Raw genomic sequence first — 25,790 nt, 5'->3', positions numbered from 1 at the left:
TCCTCTTCCCAAGGTATGTCCCAATCAAGAAGTAATCCTAATAAAGAATCAATAGTAAAAAAACGAATTGTATCATTCTTATTCGACCCAGGTTGTTGAAGAAGTGTGTCTTTAAACGCAGTAATAGACATATTTTGGATATGCACCACTACCCCTAAGCTACGAAATACAGCCCAAGGTGTTTTAGCCCAACGTGCGAACCAAATTTTATTTTTATTATTGCTATTGCTCTCTTTCAAAGATTATGATTTTCAAGTAAAACAAATATAGTTAAAAAATATTTAAAGCAAGGATTCATAAGGTAAACCTTTGAAATATCTTAAAATTGATCATGATGAATCACATGAAAGCAGATTATTATTCATGAATACATTATTGTAAATCTTTATTTTTATCTATTTATTATCTTAAATTTGTATGAATCTGACCATATTTAATTCACAACCGCCAACCTTTGGCTTTATGATTTACTTTATTTACTTTATAAAATCAAAGACAAAATCTATTCTATTATGTCCAAACTCGTTGTATACAAAGCCTCAGCAGGATCAGGTAAAACATTTACCTTAGCTGTATCATACATAGAATTACTCATCACAAATCCTCAAGCTTACCGAGAGATACTAGCCGTTACTTTTACCAATAAGGCAACAGCAGAAATGAAGGAGCGTATACTTAGCCAGCTATACGGCATATGGCAATCTGACTCCGACTCTAACGCCTATTTAAATGTACTCATAGAACGCACATCCCTTCCGGCTGAAGAAATCAGAGAAAAAGCAGGAGAAGCACTTACTTTGATGCTACATGATTATAGCCGATTTAGGGTGGAAACCATAGACTCTTTTTTTCAGTCAATAATGAGAAATCTAGCCAGAGAACTAGAACTCAGCCCTAATTTAAATGTAGAGTTAAATGGTACAGAAGTCTTAGGGAATGCTGTGGATAGTATGATTGAAAAATTAGAACCCAACTCAATCATACTTAAATGGTTATTGGACTATATAGATGAAAAAATTGCCGACAATAAAAGATGGGATGTATCTGACGAAGTAAAAGGCTTTGGAAGAAATATTTTAAATGAAGATTACATTGACAAAGGAACAGAACTTAGAAAAAAACTCAAGAATCCTAAAGTAATTCCATCTTATAGAAAATCATTAAGAGAAATAGAAAAAGAAGCACTTGAACAGATGAAAGGTTTTCATGACCAGTTTCAAAGTCTTTTAGAGGAAAATGGTATCACTGTTAAAGATATTAAGTATGGTAATCGAATAGAAAGCTATTTCAACAAACTAAATAATGGCATCCTTACAGATGACATCAGAAATCAATCTGTTGAAAAATTTATGAGCTCTCCCGATGAGTGGGTAAAGAAAACTTCACCACAGGCCAGCACAATAGAATCAATCGCTTCTTCTCAATTCATCCCCCTCCTTAAAGATTCTGAAAAGCTTCGTCTTCAAAATAACATTCTAGTAAACAGCTGTCAACTCTCTTTAGATCATCTTAATAAGCTCCAACTACTAGCTCATATTGATGAAGAGATGAGAACGCTTAATAAAGAAAATAATCGCTTCCTACTTTCAGATACTAATGCTTTATTAAGAAGTTTGATAAACGATGGAGATTCTTCCTTTGTCTTTGAGAAAATAGGTTCATCTATTCACAACATTATGATAGATGAGTTTCAAGACACTAGTAAAATGCAGTGGGATAACTTTAAGTTATTATTACTCGAGGGTCTATCGCAAGGAGCTAATAGTTTAATTGTGGGCGATGTTAAACAATCTATCTACCGATGGAGAAATGGAGATTGGTCTATTTTGAATAAACTAGGAGCAGAAGACAGTACATTTGAAAACTTTCCTATCCAAAATGAGACTTTAAAAATAAATAGAAGAAGCGAAAGCAATATAATTCGTTTTAACAATACTCTTTTTCCCGCTTTAGTTGCAGAACTTAACAGCAGACATGAAGCAGAACTCAACGAATCTTGTGAACAACTAGAACATGCTTATGCCGATGTTATGCAAGAATCACCTAAGACAGAGCATAAAGGTTTTGCACAAATTGAATTCATAGAAAATAATTCAGCAGAAGACTATCTCAGCAAGACATTAGAAGCCCTTAGAAGAGAAATAGAGAGATTAAAAAATCATGGAGTTAGCTATGATGATATTGCAATACTCGTTAGAAAGAATAAGAATATTCCTGCTATTGCAGATTATCTTACACAGACACTAAATATATCTGTAGTTTCAGATGAGGCTTTCCGCTTAGATTCCTCCCAAGCCTTAAATATACTAATTGATGCTTTACGCTTTTTATCAGATCCTGAGAACAAAATTATAAATGCTAATTTAGTACTTGCCTATCAGAAGGACATCATTAAAACAACGCTCTCTCCAGATGAGATATTATTGGCAGATGATTTACAGAGTTTATTACCTCAGAAATTCATCCAAGAAATGGATATTTTGAGAGAATTACCTTTATATGAACTACTAGAAAAATTATTCCTCTATTTTGAGTTAGATAAAATCAAAAATCAGGATGCCTATCTATTCTCTTTCTTTGACAAACTTATTAATTACCTACAAACTGAATCCTCTTTAATTGATGACTTTATTAAGTATTGGGATGATAAAATGTCGGGGGAAACTATACCTAGTGGAGAAATAGAAGGAATACGAATTTTATCCATTCATAAATCCAAAGGACTTGAATTTCATACCGTACTAATTCCTTTCTGTGATTGGCCTATAGAAACAGACAGACATGATGAATTACTTTGGTGCAAACCAGAGTATAAACCTTTCTGTGAACTAGATATTGTACCCATTAATTATGGTAAAAAGATGGCTGAGTCCATCTATCGACCAGATTATTTACACGAAAGGCTACAACTCTGGGTAGATAATTTGAATTTACTTTATGTGGCTTTAACCCGTTCAGGAAGTAATTTATTTTTATTTTGTAAAGACAATGATAACAAAAGTATTTCGGGATTAATTCAAACTTGTTTACCAATAATAGCTAAGAATCAAGAAGTAGATTGGGATCTAGAAAGCTCTTACCAGTTTGGCGAAATTTGTCCTTCAAAGGGATTTAAAAAGAAAGAAAGTTCAAATGTATTTTTAGCTTCATCAAGCAAAGCAGAAGTAAAAATGCAATCTTTGCCTCATGATTTTGAATTCAAACAATCCAATCGCTCTAAAGATTTTATACTTGGACTGGATGAAGAGGAATCTCCAATGCGTTTCATTAGTAGGGGTAATCTATTACATGAACTATTCTCCCAAATAAACTCATTTAAAGACATTGAACCGGCTATACGCCAACTCCAATTTGATGGACTCATCGGAACTGCAGAGGATGAACAGAAGATCCGTAATATTGCTTCAGAAGCTTTCTCGAAACCAGAAATTCAAGATTGGTATTCAGATAAATGGGAGTTATTCTCTGAATGTGCTATTATATACAATGTAAATGGACACTTAGAAACTCGTAGGCCAGATCGTGTAATGGTAAAAGATAATAAGGCTATAGTTATTGATTTTAAATTTGGTAAAAAACAAAAACTATACATTGCTCAAGTAAAAGAATATATGAAACTACTTCAACAAATGGGTTATGAAGCCATTGAAGGATACATTTGGTATGTTAAACAGGATAAAATAGAACAAGTAAATTAAAGAGTAAGAAGATTATGAAAACATTTCTACAATTAGTAGCACACGATATATATTCTAAATTAGGTAATAACTTATCACGAGTAGCTATTGTCTTTCCCAATAAACGTGCTAGTTTATTCTTTAATGAATACCTTGCTTTAGAATCACAGCAACCGATATGGTCCCCGAGCTACCATAGCATTAGTGAGTTACTACAATCTTTATCTGACATTCAAATAGGTGATGATATAAAACTTATTTCTATGTTATACAATGTGTTTGAAAAACACACGGAAAGCAAAGAAACTCTTGATGATTTTTATTTCTGGGGAGAACTCCTTCTTAGCGACTTTGATGATATTGATAAAAACAGAGTAGATGCTGAGAACTTATTTACCAATCTTAAAGATTTAAAAGATCTTGTAGATACGTATGAGTTTCTTGATGAAGAACAAGAAGCTGCCATTCAACAGTTTTTCGATAACTTCTCACTTGAAAAGCGTACTATATTAAAAGATCGTTTTATCTCCTTATGGGATAAACTAGGTAATATTTACACATCTTTTAAAGAAGAGTTATTTAAAGAAAAGATAGCTTATGAAGGTATGCTCTATAGACATAATATAGAGCAACTAGATACCAACGACTTACAATATGATCATTATGTATTTGTAGGTTTTAACGTATTAAACAAAGTAGAATCTCTATTCTTTGAGAAGTTGAGAGATGCTGATAGAGCATTGTTTTACTGGGACTACGATCAATTCTATACTTCATATAAAGGATTTACTCATGAAGCAGGAGTCTTCATCAATCGCAATTTAGATTTATTCCCTAATCAGTTAAGCCCCGAATGCTTTAATGAATTGAATAAGCCTAAAAAAATAACTTATATATCTTCATCTACAGAAACTGCACAAGCACGCTTTCTACCACAGTGGATCGAAAACAACTTAGGAGAAAAAGAGAAAGAAACAGCTGTGGTCTTATGTAATGAAGCTCTACTCCTACCTGTTCTGCACTCTATTCCAAGTAAAGTACAGAATTTAAACATTACAATGGGATTCCCTCTTGCTCAAACTCCAATTTGCAGTTTAATTAAGGCATTAATGGAATTACAAAACCAAGGGTATAATGCAAAACAAGGATACTATAATTATCAATCCATCTTAGCTGTTTTAAAACATCCATATACTCGTCAATTATCAACTACTGCCAAGGATTTAGAAAAGACTATTATAGATAAAAACATGTTCTATCTATACCCTAGCCAAATAAAACAAGATGATTTTCTTGAGCAGCTCTTTTCTCCACAACTAACAACGACAGACTTCTGTAAATATCTTATTCAAATAATAGAGCTATGCACTCCTTTGTACAGAAAAGACGAAAAAGAAGAAAACGTTTTTGATCAATTATATAGAGAATCACTATTTAAAGCCTATACTTTAATAAATCGAATTTATGGACTCATTGATAGCGGAGAGTTACCAATTAAAATATCTACTTTAAAGCATCTTATTGATAAAGTTTTAAGTTCTGCTAATATTCCATTCCACGGAGAGCCAGCAATAGGTATGCAAGTCATGGGTGTACTAGAAACTCGTAATCTAGACTTTAAAAACTTAGTTATGCTATCAGTAAATGAAGGACAGTTGCCAAAATCGGTGAGTGAATCTTCTTTTATTCCTTATAATTTAAGGAAAGCCTTTGGGATGACTACTATTGAACATAAAAATGCAGTATATGCTTACTACTTCTATAGACTTATTCAAAGAGCAGAAAATATTACTTTAATCTATAATACAGCTTCTGATGGACTAAACAAAGGAGAAATATCACGATTTATGCTTCAGCTACTAGTTGAGTGGCCTCATAGTATTGAACGTAAACACATTGAAGCGTGTCATGCACTCACTACTACACCTGATATCCAATTTGATAAAACACCAGAAGTCTTTCAAAAGTTAAAAGAGAGATATGACATCAGTTTACCTAACCATGAAAAGGCGATATTATCACCTTCAGCACTAAATACTTATTTAGATTGTAAACTGAAATTTTATTATAGATATATAGCTGGACTAAAAGCTCCAAATGAAGTATCTGACGAAATAGATGCCGCACTATTTGGAAGTATTTTTCATCGAGCGGCCGAAACAATTTATAAAGACCTTGCCGATCGCCAAGGTTGGATTAAAAAAGAGGATATACAAGCTTTATTAAAGATAAAACCAAGAATACAAGAACATATTGACAACGCTTTTAAAAAACTTTTCTTTAAGATAGATGAGACACAAAAACCTGAATACAATGGAATACAACTTGTAAACTCAAGAGTTATTTGTTCTTATATTGAACAACTTCTAAAACATGATTTAGAATATGCACCTTTCCAAATAGTTGGAATGGAAAAGACTGTTGAAGAACAAATGACTGTTAGCACACCCTCTGGACAGTATTCAATAAAGATTGGAGGAAATATTGATCGTTTAGATCTAAAAGAGGGAATTCTAAGGATAGTAGATTATAAAACGGGTGGGACTGCGAAAACGCCACAAGACATCAGTCAGCTTTTTGAACCTGCTATAGATAGACCCAACTATGTATTCCAAACTTTTCTATACGCAAGTATTGTTTCCAATAAAGTAAAATATCAAGTAGCCCCATCACTTTTATACATTCATAGGGCAGCAGCTGAAGATTATTCCCCTGTTATACAGATGGGACAACCTCGGAAAGAGAAGATAGCTATCACCAATTTCAAAATGGTAGAAGATGAATTTAAGAACAAACTACAAGAATTGATCAAAGATCTTTTTGAAAGAGATATCTGTTTTACCCAAACTGAATTCCCGGAAACTTGCCAATATTGTGACTTCAAAGGATTATGTAAAAGATAAACAACTGACAATTATTCATATAAAAACCTTCTCAAAATGACATTAAGTCACTTACTATCAACTTATTGACATAATATCTTCATGGCATAAGAATTGCACTTACTATAGTAGATTGGTTGTAAATCAATCTACAAAACTTTATGTTAAACTAAAAAAAGGAGATATGATTATGTTACCAGAAAGAAGAAATAACAGTTGGTTACCAAGCATTTTTAATGACTTCTTTGACAATGATTGGATTATGAGATCACCAGCAGCAAGTTCACCTGCTATTAATGTTGTTGAAAAAGACAATTGCTATGAAGTAGAAGTTGCTGCACCAGGTTTGACTAAAGACGACTTTAAAATAAGTCTTGATGATAATAATTTAATTATTGCTATGGAAAAGCAAGAAGAAAAGAAAGACGAAGACAAAGATGGTCGTTACATCCATCGTGAATTTTCTTACGCTAGCTTTAATCAAAGACTTGCTTTGCCAGACAGTATAAATAAAGAAAAGATCACAGCAAAAGTTGATAACGGTATTTTAAAAATAGATTTACCCAAACTAACTGAATCTGAAGTTAGAAAGTCAGAGAAGATCATTAATATAGAATAACCCATATAAAGTAATTTACAAAGAAGGTCATCGATTAAGTTCGGTGACCTTTTTTGCTTTAAAAAACAAAGAAATGCCTTACTATACTCATTTTAATTCTTTGTTTTTTACTTTCATACAAGAAGAGATAAAGTTTCATTTTCAACTACATAGATTAAGTCATATATACTTATATATTAGGTAGTTATATATTACAAACACCCTCTAAAATTGATTAATTATAGCTTTAATATACAATATTTAGCCCCCATAAGCATGTGGTTTTATCATAAATTTATTTGTACTATACGCAGAAAGCGGTATCTTTGCTCAGATTATCAACTAATGTGCAAATAATGGAACAAAGTTTTATTGCTTACATTGAAAAGAGCATAAAAAGCAATTGGGACCTGGACGCCCTGACAGATTATAAGGGAACTACACTACAATATAAAGATGTAGCCCGAAAGATTGAAAAGATACATATCTTATTTGAAGAGAGTGGCGTAAAAAAAGGTGATAAAATTGCAATATGTGGAAAGAATAGTTCGCATTGGGGAGTAACATTTTTGGCAGCCTTAACTTATGGTGCAGTTGCAGTTCCCATTTTACACGAATTTAAAGCAGATAATGTTCACAATATAGTTAATCATTCCGAAGCAAAACTTCTTTTTGTAGGAGATGTGGTATGGGAAGGATTAAATGAAAATGCAATGCCCTTGCTTGAAGGTATTATATTAATGAATGATCATTCATTACTTATTTCAAGAAGTAAAAAGCTAACGAGAGCTAGAGAGCATCTAAACGAACTTTTTGGAAAAAAATATCCGAAGAACTTTAGAGTTGAACATATAAAATATTACCAAGATAAACCTGAAGAGTTAGCCATCATCAACTATACTTCTGGTACAACTAGCTATTCAAAAGGTGTCATGCTTCCATTCCGTAGCTTATGGTCTAATGTACTATTTGCCTTTGAATCACTTGACTTAAAACCTGGAGATAAAACCATATCAATGCTACCTATGGCACATATGTATGGAATGGCTTTTGAGTTTTTATATGAATTTGCTGCTGGATGCCAAATTTTCTTCTTAACTAGAATGCCTACCCCAAAGGTTATATTTCAAGCTTTTTCTGAGATTAAGCCCAATCTAGTAGTAGCAGTTCCTCTCATCATTGAGAAAATCATGAAGAAAAATGTTTTCCCTAAATTGGAAAAACCTGGAATGAAATTCTTAATGAAATTACCCTTCATCAGTGATAAGATAAAAGCTAGTATCCGACAAAGCGTAATAGATGCTTTTGGAGGAAACTTTGTAGAAGTCATTGTAGGTGGTGCTGCATTCAATCAGGAAGTAGAAGAATTTCTAAAAGAAATAAATTTCCCTTACACTGTAGGATATGGCATGACCGAATGTGGTCCAATCATTTGTTACGAATGGTGGGAAAAATTTGCCATGGGATCTTGTGGTAAAGCAGTTCCTCGTATGGAAGTAAAAGTACTCTCATCTGATCCTCAAAATATTGCTGGTGAAATAGTGTGTAAAGGAGCAAATGTGATGTTAGGCTACTATAAAAACACTGAAGCTACAAAAGCTGCTATTGATAAAGATGGCTGGCTACACACAGGCGACCTTGGACTAATTGATGCAGAAGGAAATGTCTTTATAAAAGGAAGAAGTAAAAACATGCTTTTAGGTTCTAGTGGTCAAAATATTTATCCAGAAGAGATAGAAGATAAATTAAATAACTTACCTTACGTAGCAGAGAGTCTTGTTGTTCAACAAAATGAACGCTTGGTAGGCTTAGTTTATCCTGATTTCAATGATATGTTTGCTAATGGATTAAAACCAGAAGATGCTGAACGTATCATGGAGGAAAACAGAGTTATCCTTAATGAAATGCTTCCAAAATATTGTCAGCTTTCTAAAATGAAGGTATATCCTGAAGAGTTTGAAAAAACTCCCAAAAAGAGTATCAAGCGTTTCTTATATCAAGAAGCTAAAGGATAAAATCAGAATATGAAAAATAATCTTTTAAGAATATTAACAACAGCAGCTCTACTTGTAGCTGCTGTTGTTGTTTATAGCCAAAATAAAAGTGCTGGGATTAATATATCCCTTTGGAATAAAGTAAGCACCCAACCTCTTCAAGAAAGCCAACAAACTTATTTAAATCTTGGTATTCTTTCGACAGAGAACAAACTTCATGGTGCAGCTATTAACCTTATAGGCAATACAACTCTACATTCAGCCAAAGGATTACAAGTGGCTGGACTTACTAATATTACAAAAGAATCTTCATACGGGGTTAATATAGCTGGTTTAATGACTATCAACTCCGAATATGCCAATGGTATTACCCTAGCTGGTTTAGCAAATATTGTGGGAGAATCTCAGCATGGATTAATTTTTGGAGGATTATTTAATACAATAGGGATAGATTCAAAAGGTATAGCTATTGCAGGAATAGGAAACTTCAACGGCTATAATAGTCAAGGGATTGCTTTAGCTGGTATTACTAATATCTTTGGAGAAGATATGAAAGGTGTTGCTATATCGGGAATAATGAACTTAACAGAATCCATCCGAGGTTTATCAATCGCTGGTTTACTCAATATGTCAGACAATACTAAAGGAGTTACCATAGCAGCTTTAAATATAAACTCAAATGAGTTCAATGGACTTCAAACAGGGCTACTTAATGTCAATGCTGAGCATATGAATGGTGTTCAAATAGGGATTATGAATGTAGGCATAAAGCATTACGGACTACAATTAGGAGTAATCAACTACTACAAAGACAAATTCAAAGGTATGCAATTGGGTCTTGTTAATCTAAATGCGAATACAAAGTATGATATCCTTTTATATGGGGGAAATCTTAGTAAAGTGAATGCTGCTATGCGATTCAAAAATAAACTTTTTTATAATATTGTAGGAGTTGCTACCCCTTATCTCAAGTTTAGCGATAAGTTTTCTGGAGCATTAACTTACCGAACAGGAGTACACTTCTCTTTAAATAAACACTTCGATATATCGAGTGATTTAGGGTATCAACACATCAACACCTTTCAAAATAAAGATAAGAATTTAGGTATCCCTAAAAGAATGTATTCTCTACAAGCCAGACTAAACCTTGAGGTTGCATTTTCTTCTAAGTGGGCGATTATAGCAACTGGTGGCTATGCAACAACGAGATGGTATAGTAAGTCTCAAACCTATAAAAAGGGGATTCTTTGTGAAGGAGGTATAGCTTATACTATATAATAAAGTTCAGATAAAACGAAAATATGAATCTACTTTAACACCGACATGATCATTGCATATCGGTGTCATGTTATCATCATGTCGGTGTCATGATCATAACATGACTTACTCAAAAGCCGCATCTTATAAAGAATAATTACAATAAATAACCACATAAAAAAAGGAGAATTTATCATACTTAAAGATAAACTCTCCCTTGTTAATTTATATCTATTTATTAGCGAATTCTGTCATAAGATCTTACTAATACTTCATCTTTACCAATACCTCTAATTGCTAGATAGTTCAAGATAAGAGCAACTATAGGTAAACAGATAGTCCATTTCATAAAGAACTTTATATCAAACGTGTTTTGAAGCTTAAATATAAAATAAATAAGAGCAGCACAATACCCTATAATCAAGATACTATTGAAAATAGATATTCTAATTTGCATCGGTCTATTTTTAAATAAAAAGATAGTAATAAGTGCTAAGACGGCTCCCAACATTAATAGACTAAATAAAGCCCAAGTAGAATAGGTACCATCTTCCAATGCCAAACCTAGCGGTTTGAATACAGCATCACTCATACCTTCATCAGTAGAAAAATACCCCAAAGGTAGAAAAGCACTAACAGCAAGAATCACTGTTACTAATAATAGATAAACTGATTGAATACGTTGTATCATAGTTATTTTGTGTATTTAGTTATTGTAAATAACGATTTTAGTATAAAAAAAGTCAAGTAATAAAAGCGAGTTTACACTCATTACTTACTACTTGACTTTAGCATATTTTCAAAGAAAAAGCATGATTAATGCTTATTGAATTCTTTCTTTTTCCTTAGCAGGATTTCTATAATAGATTTTTCCTTCTATGTACTCCTGAGTTGCGATAAGATTAGCCTTAGGAAGACGTTCATAGAAACGAGAGATTTCAATTTGTTCTCTGTTCTCAAAAATTTCTTCTAAGTTATCTTTATCTGGACTTGCAGCAAATTCAGCTAATTTTTTTGTTAAATCATTTTTCATCTCAACACTCAACTGATTAGCGCGCTTGCCAATAATAGCAACTGTTTCATAGATATTGCCTGTATCTTGCCATAAATCTACAAGGTCACGAGTTACTGTATTTGTAGGAGCTTTTGATTTTTTGTAATCCATAAATCTTTATCTTAAATTTTAGTCCTTAATTCCGTCTATATCAACTTCTTTCACAGAGTTCTTAAATATTTTTTCTGCTTCTTTCACATACTTCGATTCGGGGAACTCATTTTTAAATGCATAATATTCATCTATTGCATCACGATAACGTTCATCTTTCTTTTCTTCAACACTATTCTCTGCAATAGCATATTTAGCTCTTAATATTAAAACGCTCAATTCTTCACGTTGTTTTGTATATGGATAATCATTTAATGTGTTTTGAGCTGTAATAATACAAGATTGATAATTATTACCCATATATAAACCTAAGTCATAATAAAGCTTCGAAGCTAAATATTCTTTTTTTACTAGTTTTTCTTGAAGTTCAAACATCATATCCTCTGCTTCAGTTTTTCTAGCACTATTAGGGTACTCTTCTAAGTATAGGTGCAATTCTTGAATTGCTTTATAAGTACTTGTTTGATCTAACCTAGGCTCTGGAGTATCTAGATACAACGATTTTCCTGCTTGGTATCGAGCTATCTCTGCGTATCTACCACTTGGGTAACTTGTATAATAAGTAATAAAAGTGGTAGCTGCAGTAGTATAATCTTTTTGATTCATATAACACATTCCCAAAAGATAAACAGACTCTTCTGCTTTATCTGTACCTTTAAAAATCATCGTCAACTCATTAAGAAGAGTTGAAGCTTTGTTATACTGACCTTTTGCGTAGTATGTCTTAGCAGCCTCATACTTATACTCGTAGTCTTTACTTTTCAAAAGTTTGCTATATTGACCACATGAGGACAATACGATTGCTGCAAGCAGTGTTATAATAATATTTTTCTTCATCCTAGTTTTAATAATGTGCAAATCTACTTATTCTATAGCGAATAAACCAATTTTTATGTGTTTATAGTGGCTATCAAGCTTCTTTAAATCAGCACAAAGCCACACTTTTTAGTCTAAAATTCAAGATAGTTTTTTTGATTACTCTTACCAAATTTCTATAATATATAAATACAATATTTAAGTCTTATTAATTCTATTCTAAGTTTCAATTAGCTATATCTATAAAAAGGTTAAACTTACAAAAACTATCAAATTAGATATAAAACGAACATTAAATACTTCATTTATTCTATTCACGACAGGCTATGTAAAACTTTTCAATATTTCATTATTCCTGAAGAGATAAAATTCACTTTTACAGTATTCTATACTCAGTCTAAACTTCTATCGATTTACTGTTTCTTCCTTGCTTTTCATAATATAATTAACGAATTTTGCATCCCGTTGTAACACATTAGTATTTCAAACCACACTACACATGAAATTAGGTAAATTAGTTGGCTACAACGGCCAAACCTCAGTCCGCACCGAACTGGTTGCCGGACTAACTACGTTTCTAACAATGTCTTATATTCTAGCTGTCAACCCCGACATCTTGTCACAAGCTGGAATGAGTAAAGAGGCAGTTTTCACAGCAACAGCATTAAGTGCAGCTGTAGGTACTCTTTTAATGTCAGTACTGGCTAAGCTACCTATTGCATTAGCCCCTGCTATGGGTGTAAATGCATTTTTTGCGTTCACACTTGTACAAGGAATGGGACTTTCTTGGCAAACAGCTTTAGCTGCTGTCTTTATTGAGGGGATTGTATTCATCCTCATCACATTATTTAATGTGCGAGAAGCCATAGTAAAAAGTATCCCCCTAAGTCTTAGATTTGCTATATCAGCTGGTATAGGTATGTTTATATCCTTTATAGGTCTTAAAAATGCAGGTATTATTATGCCTAGTGAAGCCACTTATGTAATGTTAGGCAATTTCACTCCCATATCTATCTTAGCCGTCATTAGTATTCTACTAAGTGGTATTTTAATGAAATATCGCATAAAAGGAGCCCTATTTTATAGTATAGCCATTTGTACTATTATAGGTATTCCAATGGGTGTAACACAGATACCAGATAGTTTTACTCCTATATCTATGCCTCACTCACTAGAACCTACATTTATGCAATTCGATTTTTCACAACTATGGTCACTAGATATGATAGTAGTTGTTTTTGTATTGATATTCATGGATTTATTTGACACACTTGGTACACTGATTGGAGTTACTGCTAAAGGTGGATTGATGGATAAGGACGGAAATATCCCAAATATGAAACAAGCACTTCTTGCAGATGCTGTTGCTACTACTTTTGGTGCAATGTGTGGAACATCTACCGTGGGTGCCTTTGTAGAAAGTGCATCAGGAATTAGCGAAGGTGGCAGAACTGGCTTAACCTCATTTACAGTAGTTATATTATTCTTATTATCTCTATTTTTAGCACCTCTGTTTTTATTAATTCCTAGCGCTGCAACAACAGGAGCTTTATTCATTGTAGGTGTATTGATGATTGGGAATATACCAAAGATTGACTTGAACGATATATCTGAAGCCCTACCCGCTTTTGTGACTATGTTGATGATGGTATTAACTTATTCTATTGCTGATGGTATTATTTTAGGTATGTTAAGTTATGTAGTAATTCGTGTTTTTACAGGTCATCACAAGGAAATTTCCCTAACAATGTATATCTTGTCTATTCTATTCATACTGAAATTAGCGATAGGATAATATATACATGAAATTTGAACTAACATCAGATTACAAACCAACGGGTGATCAACCCGAAGCCATAAAAGAATTAACTGAAGGTGTCCTTAGTGACGTTCCCGGACAAACACTACTTGGAGTGACAGGTTCGGGAAAAACCTTCACTGTAGCCAATGTTATCGCCAATGTCAATAAACCAACATTGATATTGAGCCATAATAAAACCTTAGCAGCCCAACTATATAGCGAGTTTAAAAGCTTCTTCCCCAATAATGCCGTAGAATATTATGTATCCTACTATGATTATTATCAACCAGAGGCTTATCTCCCTAGTTCCGATACTTATATTGAAAAAGATTTAGCTATCAATGACGAAATTGATAAGCTTCGTTTGGCCGCTACTTCATCTTTATTATCGGGAAGAAAAGATGTTGTAGTTGTTTCATCTGTATCTTGTATCTATGGTATGGGAAATCCTGCAGACTTCTACAATAATGTAATAGATATTGAGCAAGGCAAGGTTGTCAATAGAAATGTATTTCTCAGAAGATTAGTAGACAGCTTATATGTACGTAATGACATTGAGCTCAATCGTGGAAACTTTCGAGTAAAGGGAGATACTGTAGATATCTATCTTGCATATACTGATCATATATTAAGAGTTGTTTTTTGGGATGATGAAGTAGATAGTATAGAAGAAGTAGATCCTATTTCAGGTGCTACAATTGCAGATTATGAATCGTATAAGATTTATCCTGCTAATCTTTTTATGACTACCAAGGAATCTACCCTAAGTGCCATTCACCAGATAGAAGAAGATTTAACAAAACAAGTTACTTACTTTGAGGAAATAGGTAAACCATACGAGGCCAAACGATTATATGAACGTGTAACGTATGATATGGAAATGCTTCGAGAGTTAGGTCACTGCTCTGGCATTGAAAACTACTCTCGCTATTTTGATGGACGAGAACCAGGAACAAGGCCCTACTGCTTACTCGATTTCTTTCCTGAAGATTTTCTAATTGTTATTGATGAAAGTCACGTTAGTATTCCACAAATCAGAGCTATGTACGGAGGGGATAAAGCAAGAAAGACCAACTTAGTAGAGTATGGTTTTCGCTTACCTGCCGCTATGGATAACCGTCCTTTAAAGTTTGAAGAATTTGAAGAGATGGCAAAACAAGTCATTTATGTCAGCGCAACTCCTGCTGATTACGAGTTAATGAAATCAGATGGTGTTATTGTCGAGCAAGTCATTCGCCCTACGGGTTTATTAGATCCTATTATAGATGTTCGTCCTAGCATGAATCAAATTGATGATTTAATGGAAGAAATCCAACTTAGAGTAGAACGTCAAGAAAGAGTACTAGTTACTACTCTAACCAAAAGAATGGCAGAAGAACTTACAGAATATCTCCTCAACCATGGAGTAAAGTGCAATTATATTCATAGTGATGTAGATACACTTGAACGAGTGAAGATTATGGATGATTTACGTCAAGGCCTATTTGATGTATTGATAGGGGTCAATCTCCTTCGTGAAGGACTTGATTTACCTGAAGTATCTCTTGTTGCTATATTAGACGCCGACAAAGAAGGATTCCTTAGATCACATCGTTCTTTAACTCAGACAGCGGGTAGAGCTGCACGTAACATCCATGGTATGGTCATTATGTATGCTGATAAAATGACAGACAGTATGCAAAAAACAATAGATGAAACCAATCGCCGTCGGGAAAAACAGTTGGCTTATAATGAAGCTCATAATATTACTCCTCAACAAATTAAGAAGGCCCGTAATCTAGCTGTATTTGGTGAATACCACGATGAATCAGGAAAAGCATATATAGAACCAGAAATGCCTAATATTGCAGCAGATCCTGTGGTCCAATATATGAGTAGAGATGAATTAGCTAAGAGTATTGAAAGAACTCGCAAACTAATGAAGAAAGCTGCAAAGGACTTAGATTTCATTCAAGCGGCACAATACAGAGATGAGCTATTCAAATTAGAAGAAATGCTCAAAGAAAAAGTATAAAGCAATAATGAAATTCTATCTTTAAGTAAGATATATAAAAGCAGGGAGGGTGCAACCAATGCAATGGTGACACCCTCCTTCTATTTTTTAGCAAGACTAAATTCTTTTATTTACAGTGTTTGTCTATCAACTGTTCAACTACTAAATCGCCAAGCTCTTTTGCCTTTTTAAAGCTAGCACATGCTCTATCATCTTTTAACTGCATATAGGCTACACCTTGAAGTCTGTATGCTTCGGCATAATTAGGATCTAAAGCAATAAGATTATTGACTGTCTCAAGAGCTACTTCATATCTACCAACCCTTAAATTGATAGAGGCTTTTTCTGCCAAATAAATCGGTTCATTAGGATCTAACTGAATAGCTAATTCAATATCATCTAATGCTTGTTGAAATAGTTTGGCTTGGACTGCAACTTGCTCTCTAAAGTAGAAGAATGCAGAATTAACTTGTCCATTAACTGAATAGTAATATTCATCTAAATCTTTTAAAGCATCTCTATGCTTACCTATTGAGGTTAATACTTGAGCTCTCTCAAATAAATAAGGAGAAGCACTAAAGTTATAGGGTTTTTCTAGACGATTTACACAGCTATCTAACAATACCAATACAACATCTGAACTTGAACCTTTTGCTTTCTCAACTAAAGCTGTATTATAAAAAGAAAGAGGAGATGCTATTTCCGATTTATTCACTACAGAATAGCAATCTAAAGCCTCATCAAATCGACCTAAAAGCGTAAGAGCTTCGGCACGTAACTGAGTGTAAATAGCTTCATCTTTAATGCGAATAGCCTCATCTATCCTTTCTAGAGCAGTTTCAACCTGCCAATTAGGCAAATCATTCAGCACTTCTAAGCCCTGATTATTTAAAATCAGTCTAGCAATACTAAAAAGAATAGCATCTTTCGTCGGAGATACTTCTAATGCTTTTTTCAAATCATTTTCTGCAAATAAAACATCATCACTTTTTTCAGCTATATTCAAGAAGTATTGTGCCCTTTTCAGATACCCTTCACTGCTATTAGGAAATTGTTTAATAAAATCAGAATACAATCCACCCATTTCTTTCAAAGGTAATTTGCTACTGACCATCATCAAATAAACAAGAGCTTGATCTTCTTGCTCTGGCAATCCTTTTTTAATATAAATATCTTTCAAAGAAACATCATCAAATGACAATGCACTGATTTGTAATCCTGCAACAAAATTAGCATCAACAGCATGAGACGTCATAGAATCAGAATTATCAAAAGATTTTTGCAATAATCCCACTGCCATACCACTTGCATTTAAAACAGGACAACTTACCAAGTTAGTACTAGTGCGTAAATCCAAAGTATAATATTTATGATTATCTCGAATCACATCTACTTTCTTTACCTTCCCTGGAGTACAAGCTCTATCTTTCTCCACAGAGTAAGGAAGAACAAACACCTCATCACCAATCGATATATTACTAGTATTTAAATCGATGTAATCTACTTTTTTCACGAGTGATAAATCTACTCTAAACTTAACCACATCATAAGTATCATCTGCACCTAAAATACATTCGACAGGAATTTCTTTCCCTTCTGTATTTATTACTACTGCACGATAAGCTCCTTTAAATAAATCAAAATCGGATACTCCTACCCCAGTTGGAGAGATGAAAAAACCATTTCCGGTTTTCAGCAAATTATGGTCTTTATCAAAGGTCATAATTGAGAAAACTGATTTCTTTGCTTTAGTAACCCATTTAGGGCCCTGCGAAAAACCATACTGCAATGCACAAAAGCAAAGCAGCATAGTAAATAGTATTCGTTTCATATATATGTTTTATTTCGATTAGAATTTAGGCGTATTCAGGTTGCTATTCTTTATCTGGTGTACGTTGTTTTACAGCTTCATAAATTAAAACTCCTGCAGCAACAGATACATTTAAGGATTGTATATTCCCTAAAATAGGAATAGTCATCCATTCATCGCATAGCGATAAGTTCTCAGCAGAAATACCTTTATCTTCTGATCCCATTATAAGGCAGATAGGTCCGGTATAATCGCCTTGCGTATAGTTATAGTCACCTTTTTCTGTAGCAGCTAAAATTCTAAAACCACTATCTTTTAAATATTTGATTGTAGTATTTAAGCTTTGCTCTCTACAAACAGGCAATGTATGCAGGGCACCTGCTGAGGTTTTCACAGCATCAGCATTTACGCTTACACTTCCTTTCATTGGTATAACAACAGCATCAACACCAGCACATTCGCAAGTACGAGCTATTGCTCCGAAGTTTCTCACATCCGTCACTCCATCCAGCATCACAAAGAAAGGATTCTTTCCTTGTTCGTATAAGAAAGGAACAAGATCTTCTACCTTTTGATAAGTTACTGCAGACACATAAGCAATAACACCTTGGTGATTTTTACGAGTCACACGATTTAGTCTTTCAACAGGTACTCTCTGTACAGGAACCATTTTGCCACGTAATGCAGTAAACAATTCTTTAGACAAATCACTCTGTATGTCCTTTTTAACTAAGATTTTATCTATTTCTTTACCTGCTTCTACAGCTTCAATGACTGCACGAACACCAAAGATTATTTCACTTTTATCTACCATGTATTTTTATTTATTATACTACTTGTACCCAAGTAATGATTTTGCATTGCTAAGAGCGGCATCTGTTAGAGTAGCACCACTTAACATATTAGCTATCTCTTCGATTCGTTCTTCTTTATTTAACTTCTTAATATTACTAATTGTTTCCTCCTCATTATCTAGTTTATAAACTTTAAAATGAGAAGATCCTTTAGCTGCAATTTGAGGTAAGTGAGTTATACTTATAACTTGTCTGTCTAAGCCTCCCATCTCAACCATCATATCGGCCATTCTATCAGCTATTTCTCCAGAAACCCCCGTATCTATTTCATCAAAAATAATAGTAGGTAGTTTTACTGCACCCGCAATCATAGCCTTAATAGAAAGCATTACACGCGCAATCTCGCCTCCTGACGCAACAGATGTGATATTTTGTAAAACCCCATTCTTATTAGCAGAAAATAAGAAGCTCACTGAATCCTCACCATGCACACTTAAAGTTTCTCTTTGCTTAATTTCTATTTGAAAACGCACATTAGGCATTCCCAAAGGGAGCAAACGAGAGCTTAAGTCTTTTTCAATTTTAATTGCAGCAATCTTTCTTGAATTTGAAAGCTGTGCCGCTTTAGACTTCGCTTTATCAAAGGCAACTGCGCATTGATTCGTTAGCTCTTCTATCCGTTCATCATAAGAGGTTATATCATTTAAGCGAGTAACAAAATCCTCCTCTAGTGCCATAAGCTCTTCGACACTTTGGACTCTATGCTTTTGCTCTAATGAATAAATAATGTTTAATCTATTTTCCACCTCTTGCAAACGCTCCGGATTATAGACAACATTTTCGCTTTTATCTGCTATTTCTTGAGCAATATCTTTCAACTCAATAACAGCACTTTCCATACGTTGTGCTAATTCCTCTGCTTCTGGATAAATATTTTGCAGATTATTTAATTCTAATAATCCTTCCTTCAGCAAAGCTAGTAATCCAACTTCATCAGACTCAAATATTTGAGTTAATTTATATAAAGATGATTTTATATCTTCTGCATGCTCTAAGGTTTCCGATTCTTGAATTAACAATTCTTTTTCACCTACCTTTAAATTAGCTTCGGCAAATTGCTCTAACTGAAAACGGATATAATCTTCATCCGCTTTACTTTGCTCTGCTAAATCGGTGAGCTTTTTTAATGATTTTTCTAGGGTTTTCCACTCTGTATAAACCTGTACATACTCTGAGAGTATTTGCTCATTTCCAGCAATGATATCTAGTACATTCAGTTGGAAACCCTCTTTATTTAACAATAGGTTTTGATGTTGAGAGTGAATATCTATGAGTTGTTCTCCCAGCTCTCTTATCTGACTAACAGATGAAGGAGAATCATTAATAAATGCTCTACTTTTTCCTGAAGATTGAACCTCTCGTCTCAATATACATTCGTCGTCGTACTCTAATTCATTTTCCTTAAAATAGGATTTCATATTATATTTACTGATATCAAATACAGCTTCTATAACACATTTTTTTTCTCCACGACGAATAGACTTCACATCAGCTCTTTGACCAAGAAGCAAATTTATAGCTCCTAGTATGATAGATTTTCCTGCCCCAGTTTCCCCTGTTATAACAGAGAAGCCAGCATCAAAACTCATATGCAGTTCTTCTATCAATGCATAGTTCTTTATATGTAATGAGCGAAGCATATTGTAATATAATTTAAATCAATGAGAGATTATAAGATTGAAACTAGTCGATCAACTATATCCTGTGCCACCTCAGACTTCATTTTTAATGGGAAATCGGTTCGACTACTAGCATCAATCAAACTTACTTTATTAGTATCACACTGAAAGCCAGCACCTTTATCTTGAAGAGAGTTGAGCACGATAAAGTCAAGGTTCTTCTTAACTAACTTTTTTCGAGCATGATCTTCCTCATGATCTGTTTCGAGGGCAAACCCAACCAAATGTTGCTTTGTGGTTTTCATCTGTCCTAGTTTCGCTGCAATATCTTGTGTCGGTTTTAATTCCAAATTCATTTCGATGCCATCTTTCCTTTTCATCTTAGTAGCAGACACGTCAGCTGGAGTATAATCGGCAACAGCAGCAGAGAGTATAGCAACATCCATATTAGGGAAAGCATCTACTGCTTCATCATGCATATCTTTAGCTGAACGCACATCAATACGAGTAATATTAGCATGTGTAGTTTTTTGCTGAACTGGTCCAGCAATTAATGTTACTTTAGCCCCACGTTCTGCACATTCTTCTGCTATTGCAAATCCCATTTTACCCGAAGAGTAGTTACCAATAAAACGCACGGGGTCTATCTGCTCATAAGTAGGTCCAGCAGTTATCAGAATATTCTTACCTGCTAAATCTGCTTTTTTTTCAAAAAACCTTTCGAGAACATTGATAATTTGGTCAGGCTCTTCCATACGCCCCTTTCCGACTAAATGACTAGCTAACTCACCCGATGTAGGCTCTATAATAATATTCCCATAAGAGCGAAGAATATCTAAGTTGCGATGAGTTGATGGGTGAGCAAACATATCCAAATCCATAGCAGGGGCTACGAATACTTGAGATTTAGCCGATAGATAAGTAGTTATAAGCATATTATCTGCTACTCCATTAGCCATTTTGCCAAGAGTGGCTGCAGTTGCTGGAGCAATAAGCATAGCATCAGCCCACAAACCTAAATCCACATGACTATTCCATGTACCATCTCGTTGAGCAAAGAACTCACTAATAACAGGTTTACTTGTTAAAGCAGAAAGAGTTATCGGTGTGATAAACTCTTTCCCTGCAGGAGTTATTACAACTTGAACCTCTGCACCTTTTTTTATTAAGCCACGAATAATTAAACAAGCTTTATAGGCTGCAATACTTCCAGTTATACCTAGAATTATCTTTTTACCTTTCAACATAGGTTTATTTTCCTGTTAATTCACGTAATTTTATTTTAGTCAATTCAGCTTTCGTATTCAATGTAAAATCACTATTCAACATCCAGCCAAAATAACCTGCATCTTTCTGAAGTACTTCTGACACTGGAACGCCTTTGTATTTACCAAAATTAAATACCTCTATTCCATTTTCATCAAAGATCATTCTCCCAGCCAAATCCACATTGTTATTATAGCTAGAATAATCAGATAAAAAAGCAATGTCATTTTTCAATTCATCGTATCTATCCAATTGAGCCATTAATACTTCATAAGTAGCTCTTGTATCGGCCTCAGCAGAGTGTGCATCTTCAAGATTTTTGTCACAATAGAACTTGTAAGCTGCCGAAAGTGTACGTTGTTCCATCTTATGGAAAATCACTTGTACATCTACAAATTTTCGTTTACTTAAATCAATATCTACACCAGCACGAAGAAATTCTTCTGCTAGAAGAGGAATATCAAAACGATTTGAATTAAAACCAGCTAAATCACTACCTTCAATATCCTTAGCTATATTTTTTGCTACTTCTTTGAAAGTTGGACAATCTGCAATATCTTCATCAAAAATACCATGTATAGCAGAAGACTCTGCAGGTATTGGCATTTCCGGATTAATTCGCAATGTTTTAGACTCTTCGTTACCGTTAGGATGTACTTTTAAGTAACATATTTCAACGATACGATCAGAGTTTATATTAGTACCTGTTGTCTCTAAGTCAAAAAAGACAATAGGATTTTTTAAGTTTAATTTCATTTTATCTTTTGTGTTGGCAACCTATTAGTCGTTTAACATCATAGGCATTAATAATGTAAGTAGTTTTTCTCCCTCTTCTTGTTCCACTGGAATAATCACACCAGCCCGTGATGGATCAGCCAATTCTATCACAACTTCATCAGAAGATATGTTAGATAAAATATCAATTAAGAAAGTAGATTTAAAACCAATACTCATGTCAGTGCCTGTATATTGGCATACTAAATTTTCTTCTGCTGATGTAGAAAAATCTATATCCTGAGCAGAAATATTCATTGAGCTATCTTTTAATCTTAGTTTTACTAAGCTACTAGCTTGAGAAGAGAAAATAGCTACACGACGTAAAGCTCCTATAAAAGAAACTCTATCTACTGTTACTTTAAAAGGATTATCCTTCGGTATCACAGAGTTATAATTTGGATATCTACCTTCAATCAAGCGACAGATCATGTGATAATTACCCAACGCAAAAATAGCATTACGCTCATCAAATGAAATCTCTACTTCACCTTGTTCTTTTGGTAGGATATTCTTTAATAAGTTAGCTGGTTTCTTAGGTAAAATAAAAGCCGCTCTATCATTCCCTTTAGCATCAAGAACCTGACAGCGTACTAATTTATGACCATCAGAGGCTACCATAGTAATATCTTCAGTTGTGATATCAAAATACACACCATTCATTACAGGGCGTAATTCATCATCTGCTGTAGCATATACAGTACGATTAATACCTGCTAAAAGAGTATCAACTGACATAGTAAATTTAACAGATTCATTGTTTAGTGCTGCAGATTGAGGATACTCATCTGCATTTTGTCCCATTAAGCTATACTGTCCATTTTGATAAGTAACTGTAACCTCAAGAGTAGAAGAATCAACACTGAAAGTTAAAGGTTGCTCAGGTATTTCTTTTAATGCATCCAATAATGTTTTTGCCGCAATAGCAATTTTCCCTTCAGTTACACATTCAATAACATCAATTGATGTCTCCATAGTTGTTTCACTGTCAGAAACCGTTACAGAAAGGACACCATTTTCAAGTTGAAATAAGAAGCAATCCAATATAGGTAATGCATTTTTACTATTAATAACGCGACTTACAGCTTGTAAATGACTATATAATGCAGCGCTCGAAACGATAAACTTCATATCTATTGAGTGTTAAAATATTATCTATTATAATTATAATTTTCATCTAAAAATACTATACAAAGTTACAAAAAAAGATTGGGCTGTGATAATTTAAGCTATAGAAAAAGCCTAAGATACATTGCTAACTTAGGGTAAATATTGTAACTTCGCCTCAAGAATTAAAAATACAATAAATAATGGAATTTAGTGGAAAAGTAATAGCTGTATTACCAGTTAAAAGCGGAACATCTAAAGTAGGCAACCCATGGATGGTACAAGAATATGTAGTTGAAAGCAACGAAATGTATCCTAAAAAAATGTGCTTTGATGTTTTCGGTGAAGACAAAATAAAACAGTTTGATATAAAAATGGGTGAAGAACTTACTGTTTCATTTGATATCGATGCTAGAGAGTGGCAAGGACGTTGGTTCAATAGTATTCGTGCATGGAAAGTAGAACGTGGTGCTGCAATGCCTGGCCAACCACTTCCTCCTCCAGCTCCAACAGAAGCTCCTGATTTCCTTCAAGGAGATAACAACGACGATCTTCCATTCTAATTTTGTTTTTAAAGACAATAAAAATAGGCTGTCATCCGAGTAGGAAGACAGCCTATTTTTATATTATTTCTCCGATAAAAGACCAAAGCCAATCCTTTTCAAAATAAATATCCTATTCGGAGTTTTATTCATTGCATGATTACTAGAATAGCTTATCATCATGACACCGATAAGAGGATACGATGACACCGACAAGACATTACGATGTCGGTGTCATGATAAAATGAGAGTCACTTGATTACAGGCTTAAAGACACACCTAAAGCAATACCTAACAACCTATAATACATCTTTTTAGTTACTTCTTTAAAACACAAAAGGCCGACAAATGCCGACCCTTTGATTATATGTTTTTAAAATTGATTACTGCTTAGCAGCTTTTAATCTTTCTTCTTTCGTTTCGCCCGAAACTCTTTCTAGCCATTTCAACATAAATAGCATAATTAACATTGAGATACAACATGCACCTACGAATATCAACCAAGTATATGATAGAGGTATAGAATTGTAGAAGATAGCACCAATAAATAATAATTGGTTTCCTAAACCTGTAGCCAACAACCATAGACCTTGCATAATTCCTTGGAATTGTGGAGGAGCTACCTTAGATACAAATGAGATACCTAGAGGTGAAATAAATAATTCTGCAGTAGTTAAGATAGCATAAGTAAGTACAAGTAACCAAGGAGAAACTCTCTGAACATCGTCAAGTCCACCCATAGCTTCAACTTCTGATTTCAATGGTAAACCTATTGAACCTAGAGACATTACAACATAAGCTGTAGCTGCAATACCCATACCTATCGCAATCTTCTTAGCTGTGGATGGCTCTTTTCCTTTAGAACGCAACCATGCAAACACAGACATAACAATAGGTGTTAAGAATACTACGAAGAAAGGATTAATAGATTGGAACAATTCAGCACCCTTCAATGTAGTAAAGCCTAGATTGAAATTTAAGCCACTCAAGTCGGTGTAATCCTTAGCAAAGAATGTTAATGTTAAGCCATTTTGGTGGAAAGAGAACCAGAAGAAAATAACAACAGCAAATACAGCTAAAAGAGCATAAATACGTTGTCTAACTTCTTGAATTGGCATATCTGGAGCTTTAGTAGCATTACCATTTGCGATATCTTCAGCCTTCTTAGCTGGATCAGGGAATCCATTCTTATTAATTAAATAAATAACTAATGAGATAGCCATAGCTACAATTGCAATAGCAAAAGCATAATGGAAACCAGTAGTAAATACGTTTAGGTAATCATTAACAAATTGATCAATAGTTCCAGAGAAATTCATTTGTTGAGCAAATTGCTCCAATTTTACAGAACCTTCTGCAGTAATGTCTCCTCTTAGAAACGCATGGCAAAGGTCTGGTAAACTAGATTCATACTCAAAACCATTTTTCAATACCCACCAATTACGAATACCTACAGCCATTGCTGGAGCAAATATAGATCCTATATTAATAAACATATAGAAGATATTGAAACCTGCATCACGATATGGTGCATGTTTCTCATCATCATACATCTGGCCTACAAGTGCTTGTAAGTTACCTTTAAATAACCCATTACCAAAGGCAATTACAAAAAGAGCAAAACAAGAGATACCT

19 protein-coding genes are annotated in these 25,790 nt (G+C 33.9%); 8 read left to right on the top strand and 11 right to left on the bottom strand.

Annotated features, from left to right (window positions below):
• Positions 1 to 239: hypothetical protein (locus tag K8V80_RS02710; protein WP_276775297.1), on the bottom strand; the 239-nt coding region annotated here is incomplete at its 3' end.
• 273 nt (positions 240 to 512) lie between these two features.
• Here K8V80_RS02710 and K8V80_RS02705 point away from each other — a divergent pair.
• From K8V80_RS02705 to K8V80_RS02685, 5 genes are all read left to right on the top strand, one after another.
• Positions 513 to 3,698: a UvrD-helicase domain-containing protein gene (locus K8V80_RS02705; protein WP_276775296.1), complete on the top strand. Its 3,186-nt coding sequence runs from the start codon at positions 513 to 515 to the stop codon at positions 3,696 to 3,698.
• A 14-nt stretch (positions 3,699 to 3,712) separates the two neighbouring features.
• Entirely contained in the window at positions 3,713 to 6,580 is a 2,868-nt protein-coding gene (locus tag K8V80_RS02700; RefSeq protein WP_276775294.1) for a PD-(D/E)XK nuclease family protein, read from the top strand.
• 169 nt (positions 6,581 to 6,749) lie between these two features.
• Positions 6,750 to 7,178: an Hsp20/alpha crystallin family protein gene (locus tag K8V80_RS02695; protein ID WP_040310312.1), complete on the top strand. Its 429-nt coding sequence runs from the start codon at positions 6,750 to 6,752 to the stop codon at positions 7,176 to 7,178.
• Between the two features lie 335 nt (positions 7,179 to 7,513).
• Positions 7,514 to 9,172: an AMP-binding protein gene (locus K8V80_RS02690; protein WP_276775291.1), complete on the top strand. Its 1,659-nt coding sequence runs from the start codon at positions 7,514 to 7,516 to the stop codon at positions 9,170 to 9,172.
• Between the two features lie 9 nt (positions 9,173 to 9,181).
• The gene (locus tag K8V80_RS02685) at positions 9,182 to 10,429 is read left to right on the top strand and encodes an LA_2272 family surface repeat-containing protein (RefSeq protein ID WP_006744350.1); all 1,248 of its coding nucleotides are present in this window, start codon (positions 9,182 to 9,184) and stop codon (positions 10,427 to 10,429) included.
• Positions 10,430 to 10,646: 217 nt separating this feature from the next.
• Here K8V80_RS02685 and K8V80_RS02680 read toward each other — a convergent pair whose 3' ends face one another.
• From K8V80_RS02680 to K8V80_RS02670, 3 genes are all read right to left on the bottom strand, one after another.
• On the bottom strand, positions 10,647 to 11,099 hold the full coding sequence (locus K8V80_RS02680; RefSeq protein ID WP_006744349.1) for a DUF4293 domain-containing protein: 453 nt from the start codon (positions 11,097 to 11,099) through the stop codon (positions 10,647 to 10,649).
• 132 nt (positions 11,100 to 11,231) lie between these two features.
• Positions 11,232 to 11,573 carry a DNA-directed RNA polymerase subunit omega gene (locus tag K8V80_RS02675; RefSeq protein ID WP_006744348.1) on the bottom strand — a complete coding sequence of 114 codons (342 nt, stop codon included), beginning with the start codon at positions 11,571 to 11,573 and terminating at the stop codon, positions 11,232 to 11,234.
• Between the two features lie 18 nt (positions 11,574 to 11,591).
• Positions 11,592 to 12,410: an outer membrane protein assembly factor BamD gene (locus K8V80_RS02670; protein WP_006744347.1), complete on the bottom strand. Its 819-nt coding sequence runs from the start codon at positions 12,408 to 12,410 to the stop codon at positions 11,592 to 11,594.
• Positions 12,411 to 12,888: 478 nt separating this feature from the next.
• Here K8V80_RS02670 and K8V80_RS02665 point away from each other — a divergent pair, with 478 nt between their 5' ends.
• Positions 12,889 to 14,184, top strand: a complete 1,296-nt coding sequence (locus tag K8V80_RS02665; protein ID WP_006744346.1) for an NCS2 family permease — start codon at positions 12,889 to 12,891, stop codon at positions 14,182 to 14,184.
• Between the two features lie 7 nt (positions 14,185 to 14,191).
• Complete coding sequence (uvrB, locus tag K8V80_RS02660) at positions 14,192 to 16,204, top strand: excinuclease ABC subunit UvrB (RefSeq protein WP_006744345.1); 2,013 nt, start codon at positions 14,192 to 14,194, stop codon at positions 16,202 to 16,204.
• Between the two features lie 106 nt (positions 16,205 to 16,310).
• On the opposite strand, the gene K8V80_RS02655 is transcribed toward uvrB, so the two are convergent.
• Genes K8V80_RS02655 through dnaN form a run of 6 tightly spaced genes read right to left on the bottom strand, consistent with a single transcriptional unit; the run spans position 16,311 to position 23,637 of the window.
• Positions 16,311 to 18,014 carry a serine protease gene (locus K8V80_RS02655; RefSeq protein WP_276775283.1) on the bottom strand — a complete coding sequence of 568 codons (1,704 nt, stop codon included), beginning with the start codon at positions 18,012 to 18,014 and terminating at the stop codon, positions 16,311 to 16,313.
• A gap of 43 nt (positions 18,015 to 18,057) precedes the next feature.
• Positions 18,058 to 18,807 (bottom strand): 23S rRNA (guanosine(2251)-2'-O)-methyltransferase RlmB, encoded by a 750-nt coding sequence (rlmB, locus tag K8V80_RS02650; RefSeq protein ID WP_276775281.1) that lies wholly within the window; start codon positions 18,805 to 18,807, stop codon positions 18,058 to 18,060.
• Positions 18,808 to 18,825: 18 nt separating this feature from the next.
• Positions 18,826 to 20,487 carry a DNA repair protein RecN gene (gene recN, locus K8V80_RS02645; RefSeq protein ID WP_276775279.1) on the bottom strand — a complete coding sequence of 554 codons (1,662 nt, stop codon included), beginning with the start codon at positions 20,485 to 20,487 and terminating at the stop codon, positions 18,826 to 18,828.
• A 29-nt stretch (positions 20,488 to 20,516) separates the two neighbouring features.
• A complete protein-coding gene (gene coaBC / locus K8V80_RS02640; protein WP_276775277.1) occupies positions 20,517 to 21,713 on the bottom strand; it encodes a bifunctional phosphopantothenoylcysteine decarboxylase/phosphopantothenate--cysteine ligase CoaBC in 1,197 nt (398 codons plus the stop codon).
• Between the two features lie 4 nt (positions 21,714 to 21,717).
• On the bottom strand, positions 21,718 to 22,488 hold the full coding sequence (locus K8V80_RS02635; protein ID WP_276775275.1) for a 3'-5' exonuclease: 771 nt from the start codon (positions 22,486 to 22,488) through the stop codon (positions 21,718 to 21,720).
• A gap of 24 nt (positions 22,489 to 22,512) precedes the next feature.
• On the bottom strand, positions 22,513 to 23,637 hold the full coding sequence (gene dnaN / locus K8V80_RS02630) for a DNA polymerase III subunit beta (RefSeq protein ID WP_006744339.1): 1,125 nt from the start codon (positions 23,635 to 23,637) through the stop codon (positions 22,513 to 22,515).
• Positions 23,638 to 23,816: 179 nt separating this feature from the next.
• Here dnaN and K8V80_RS02625 point away from each other — a divergent pair, with 179 nt between their 5' ends.
• Positions 23,817 to 24,176, top strand: a complete 360-nt coding sequence (locus tag K8V80_RS02625) for a DUF3127 domain-containing protein (protein ID WP_006744338.1) — start codon at positions 23,817 to 23,819, stop codon at positions 24,174 to 24,176.
• 362 nt (positions 24,177 to 24,538) lie between these two features.
• On the opposite strand, the gene K8V80_RS02620 is transcribed toward K8V80_RS02625, so the two are convergent.
• On the bottom strand, positions 24,539 to 25,790 hold a 1,252-nt coding region (locus K8V80_RS02620; protein ID WP_276775270.1), incomplete at its 5' end, for a peptide MFS transporter.

Origin of the sequence: Bacteroides coprosuis (genome assembly GCF_020741705.1) — a bacterium.
GTDB classification, from domain to species: Bacteria; Bacteroidota; Bacteroidia; order Bacteroidales; family Bacteroidaceae; genus Bacteroides_E; species Bacteroides_E coprosuis.
The sequence above is the reverse complement of the archived record's forward strand: the minus strand, read 5'-3'. Positions and strand labels throughout refer to the sequence as shown.

Bases quoted from the DNA above. Each gene is read 5' to 3' on its own strand.
- K8V80_RS02655 (WP_276775283.1), bottom strand. From the start codon at position 18,014: ATGAAACGAATACTATTTACTATGCTGCTTTGCTTTTGTGCATTGCAG.
- K8V80_RS02695 (WP_040310312.1), top strand. From the start codon at position 6,750: ATGTTACCAGAAAGAAGAAATAACAGTTGGTTACCAAGCATTTTTAAT.
- K8V80_RS02675 (WP_006744348.1), bottom strand. From the start codon at position 11,573: ATGGATTACAAAAAATCAAAAGCTCCTACAAATACAGTAACTCGTGAC.
- K8V80_RS02690 (WP_276775291.1), top strand. From the start codon at position 7,514: ATGGAACAAAGTTTTATTGCTTACATTGAAAAGAGCATAAAAAGCAAT.
- K8V80_RS02700 (WP_276775294.1), top strand. From the start codon at position 3,713: ATGAAAACATTTCTACAATTAGTAGCACACGATATATATTCTAAATTA.
- K8V80_RS02680 (WP_006744349.1), bottom strand. From the start codon at position 11,099: ATGATACAACGTATTCAATCAGTTTATCTATTATTAGTAACAGTGATT.
- rlmB (WP_276775281.1), bottom strand. From the start codon at position 18,807: ATGGTAGATAAAAGTGAAATAATCTTTGGTGTTCGTGCAGTCATTGAA.
- K8V80_RS02705 (WP_276775296.1), top strand. From the start codon at position 513: ATGTCCAAACTCGTTGTATACAAAGCCTCAGCAGGATCAGGTAAAACA.
- K8V80_RS02635 (WP_276775275.1), bottom strand. From the start codon at position 22,488: ATGAAATTAAACTTAAAAAATCCTATTGTCTTTTTTGACTTAGAGACA.
- coaBC (WP_276775277.1), bottom strand. From the start codon at position 21,713: ATGTTGAAAGGTAAAAAGATAATTCTAGGTATAACTGGAAGTATTGCA.
- K8V80_RS02665 (WP_006744346.1), top strand. From the start codon at position 12,889: ATGAAATTAGGTAAATTAGTTGGCTACAACGGCCAAACCTCAGTCCGC.
- dnaN (WP_006744339.1), bottom strand. From the start codon at position 23,637: ATGAAGTTTATCGTTTCGAGCGCTGCATTATATAGTCATTTACAAGCT.
- K8V80_RS02670 (WP_006744347.1), bottom strand. From the start codon at position 12,410: ATGAAGAAAAATATTATTATAACACTGCTTGCAGCAATCGTATTGTCC.
- K8V80_RS02625 (WP_006744338.1), top strand. From the start codon at position 23,817: ATGGAATTTAGTGGAAAAGTAATAGCTGTATTACCAGTTAAAAGCGGA.
- K8V80_RS02685 (WP_006744350.1), top strand. From the start codon at position 9,182: ATGAAAAATAATCTTTTAAGAATATTAACAACAGCAGCTCTACTTGTA.
- recN (WP_276775279.1), bottom strand. From the start codon at position 20,487: ATGCTTCGCTCATTACATATAAAGAACTATGCATTGATAGAAGAACTG.
- uvrB (WP_006744345.1), top strand. From the start codon at position 14,192: ATGAAATTTGAACTAACATCAGATTACAAACCAACGGGTGATCAACCC.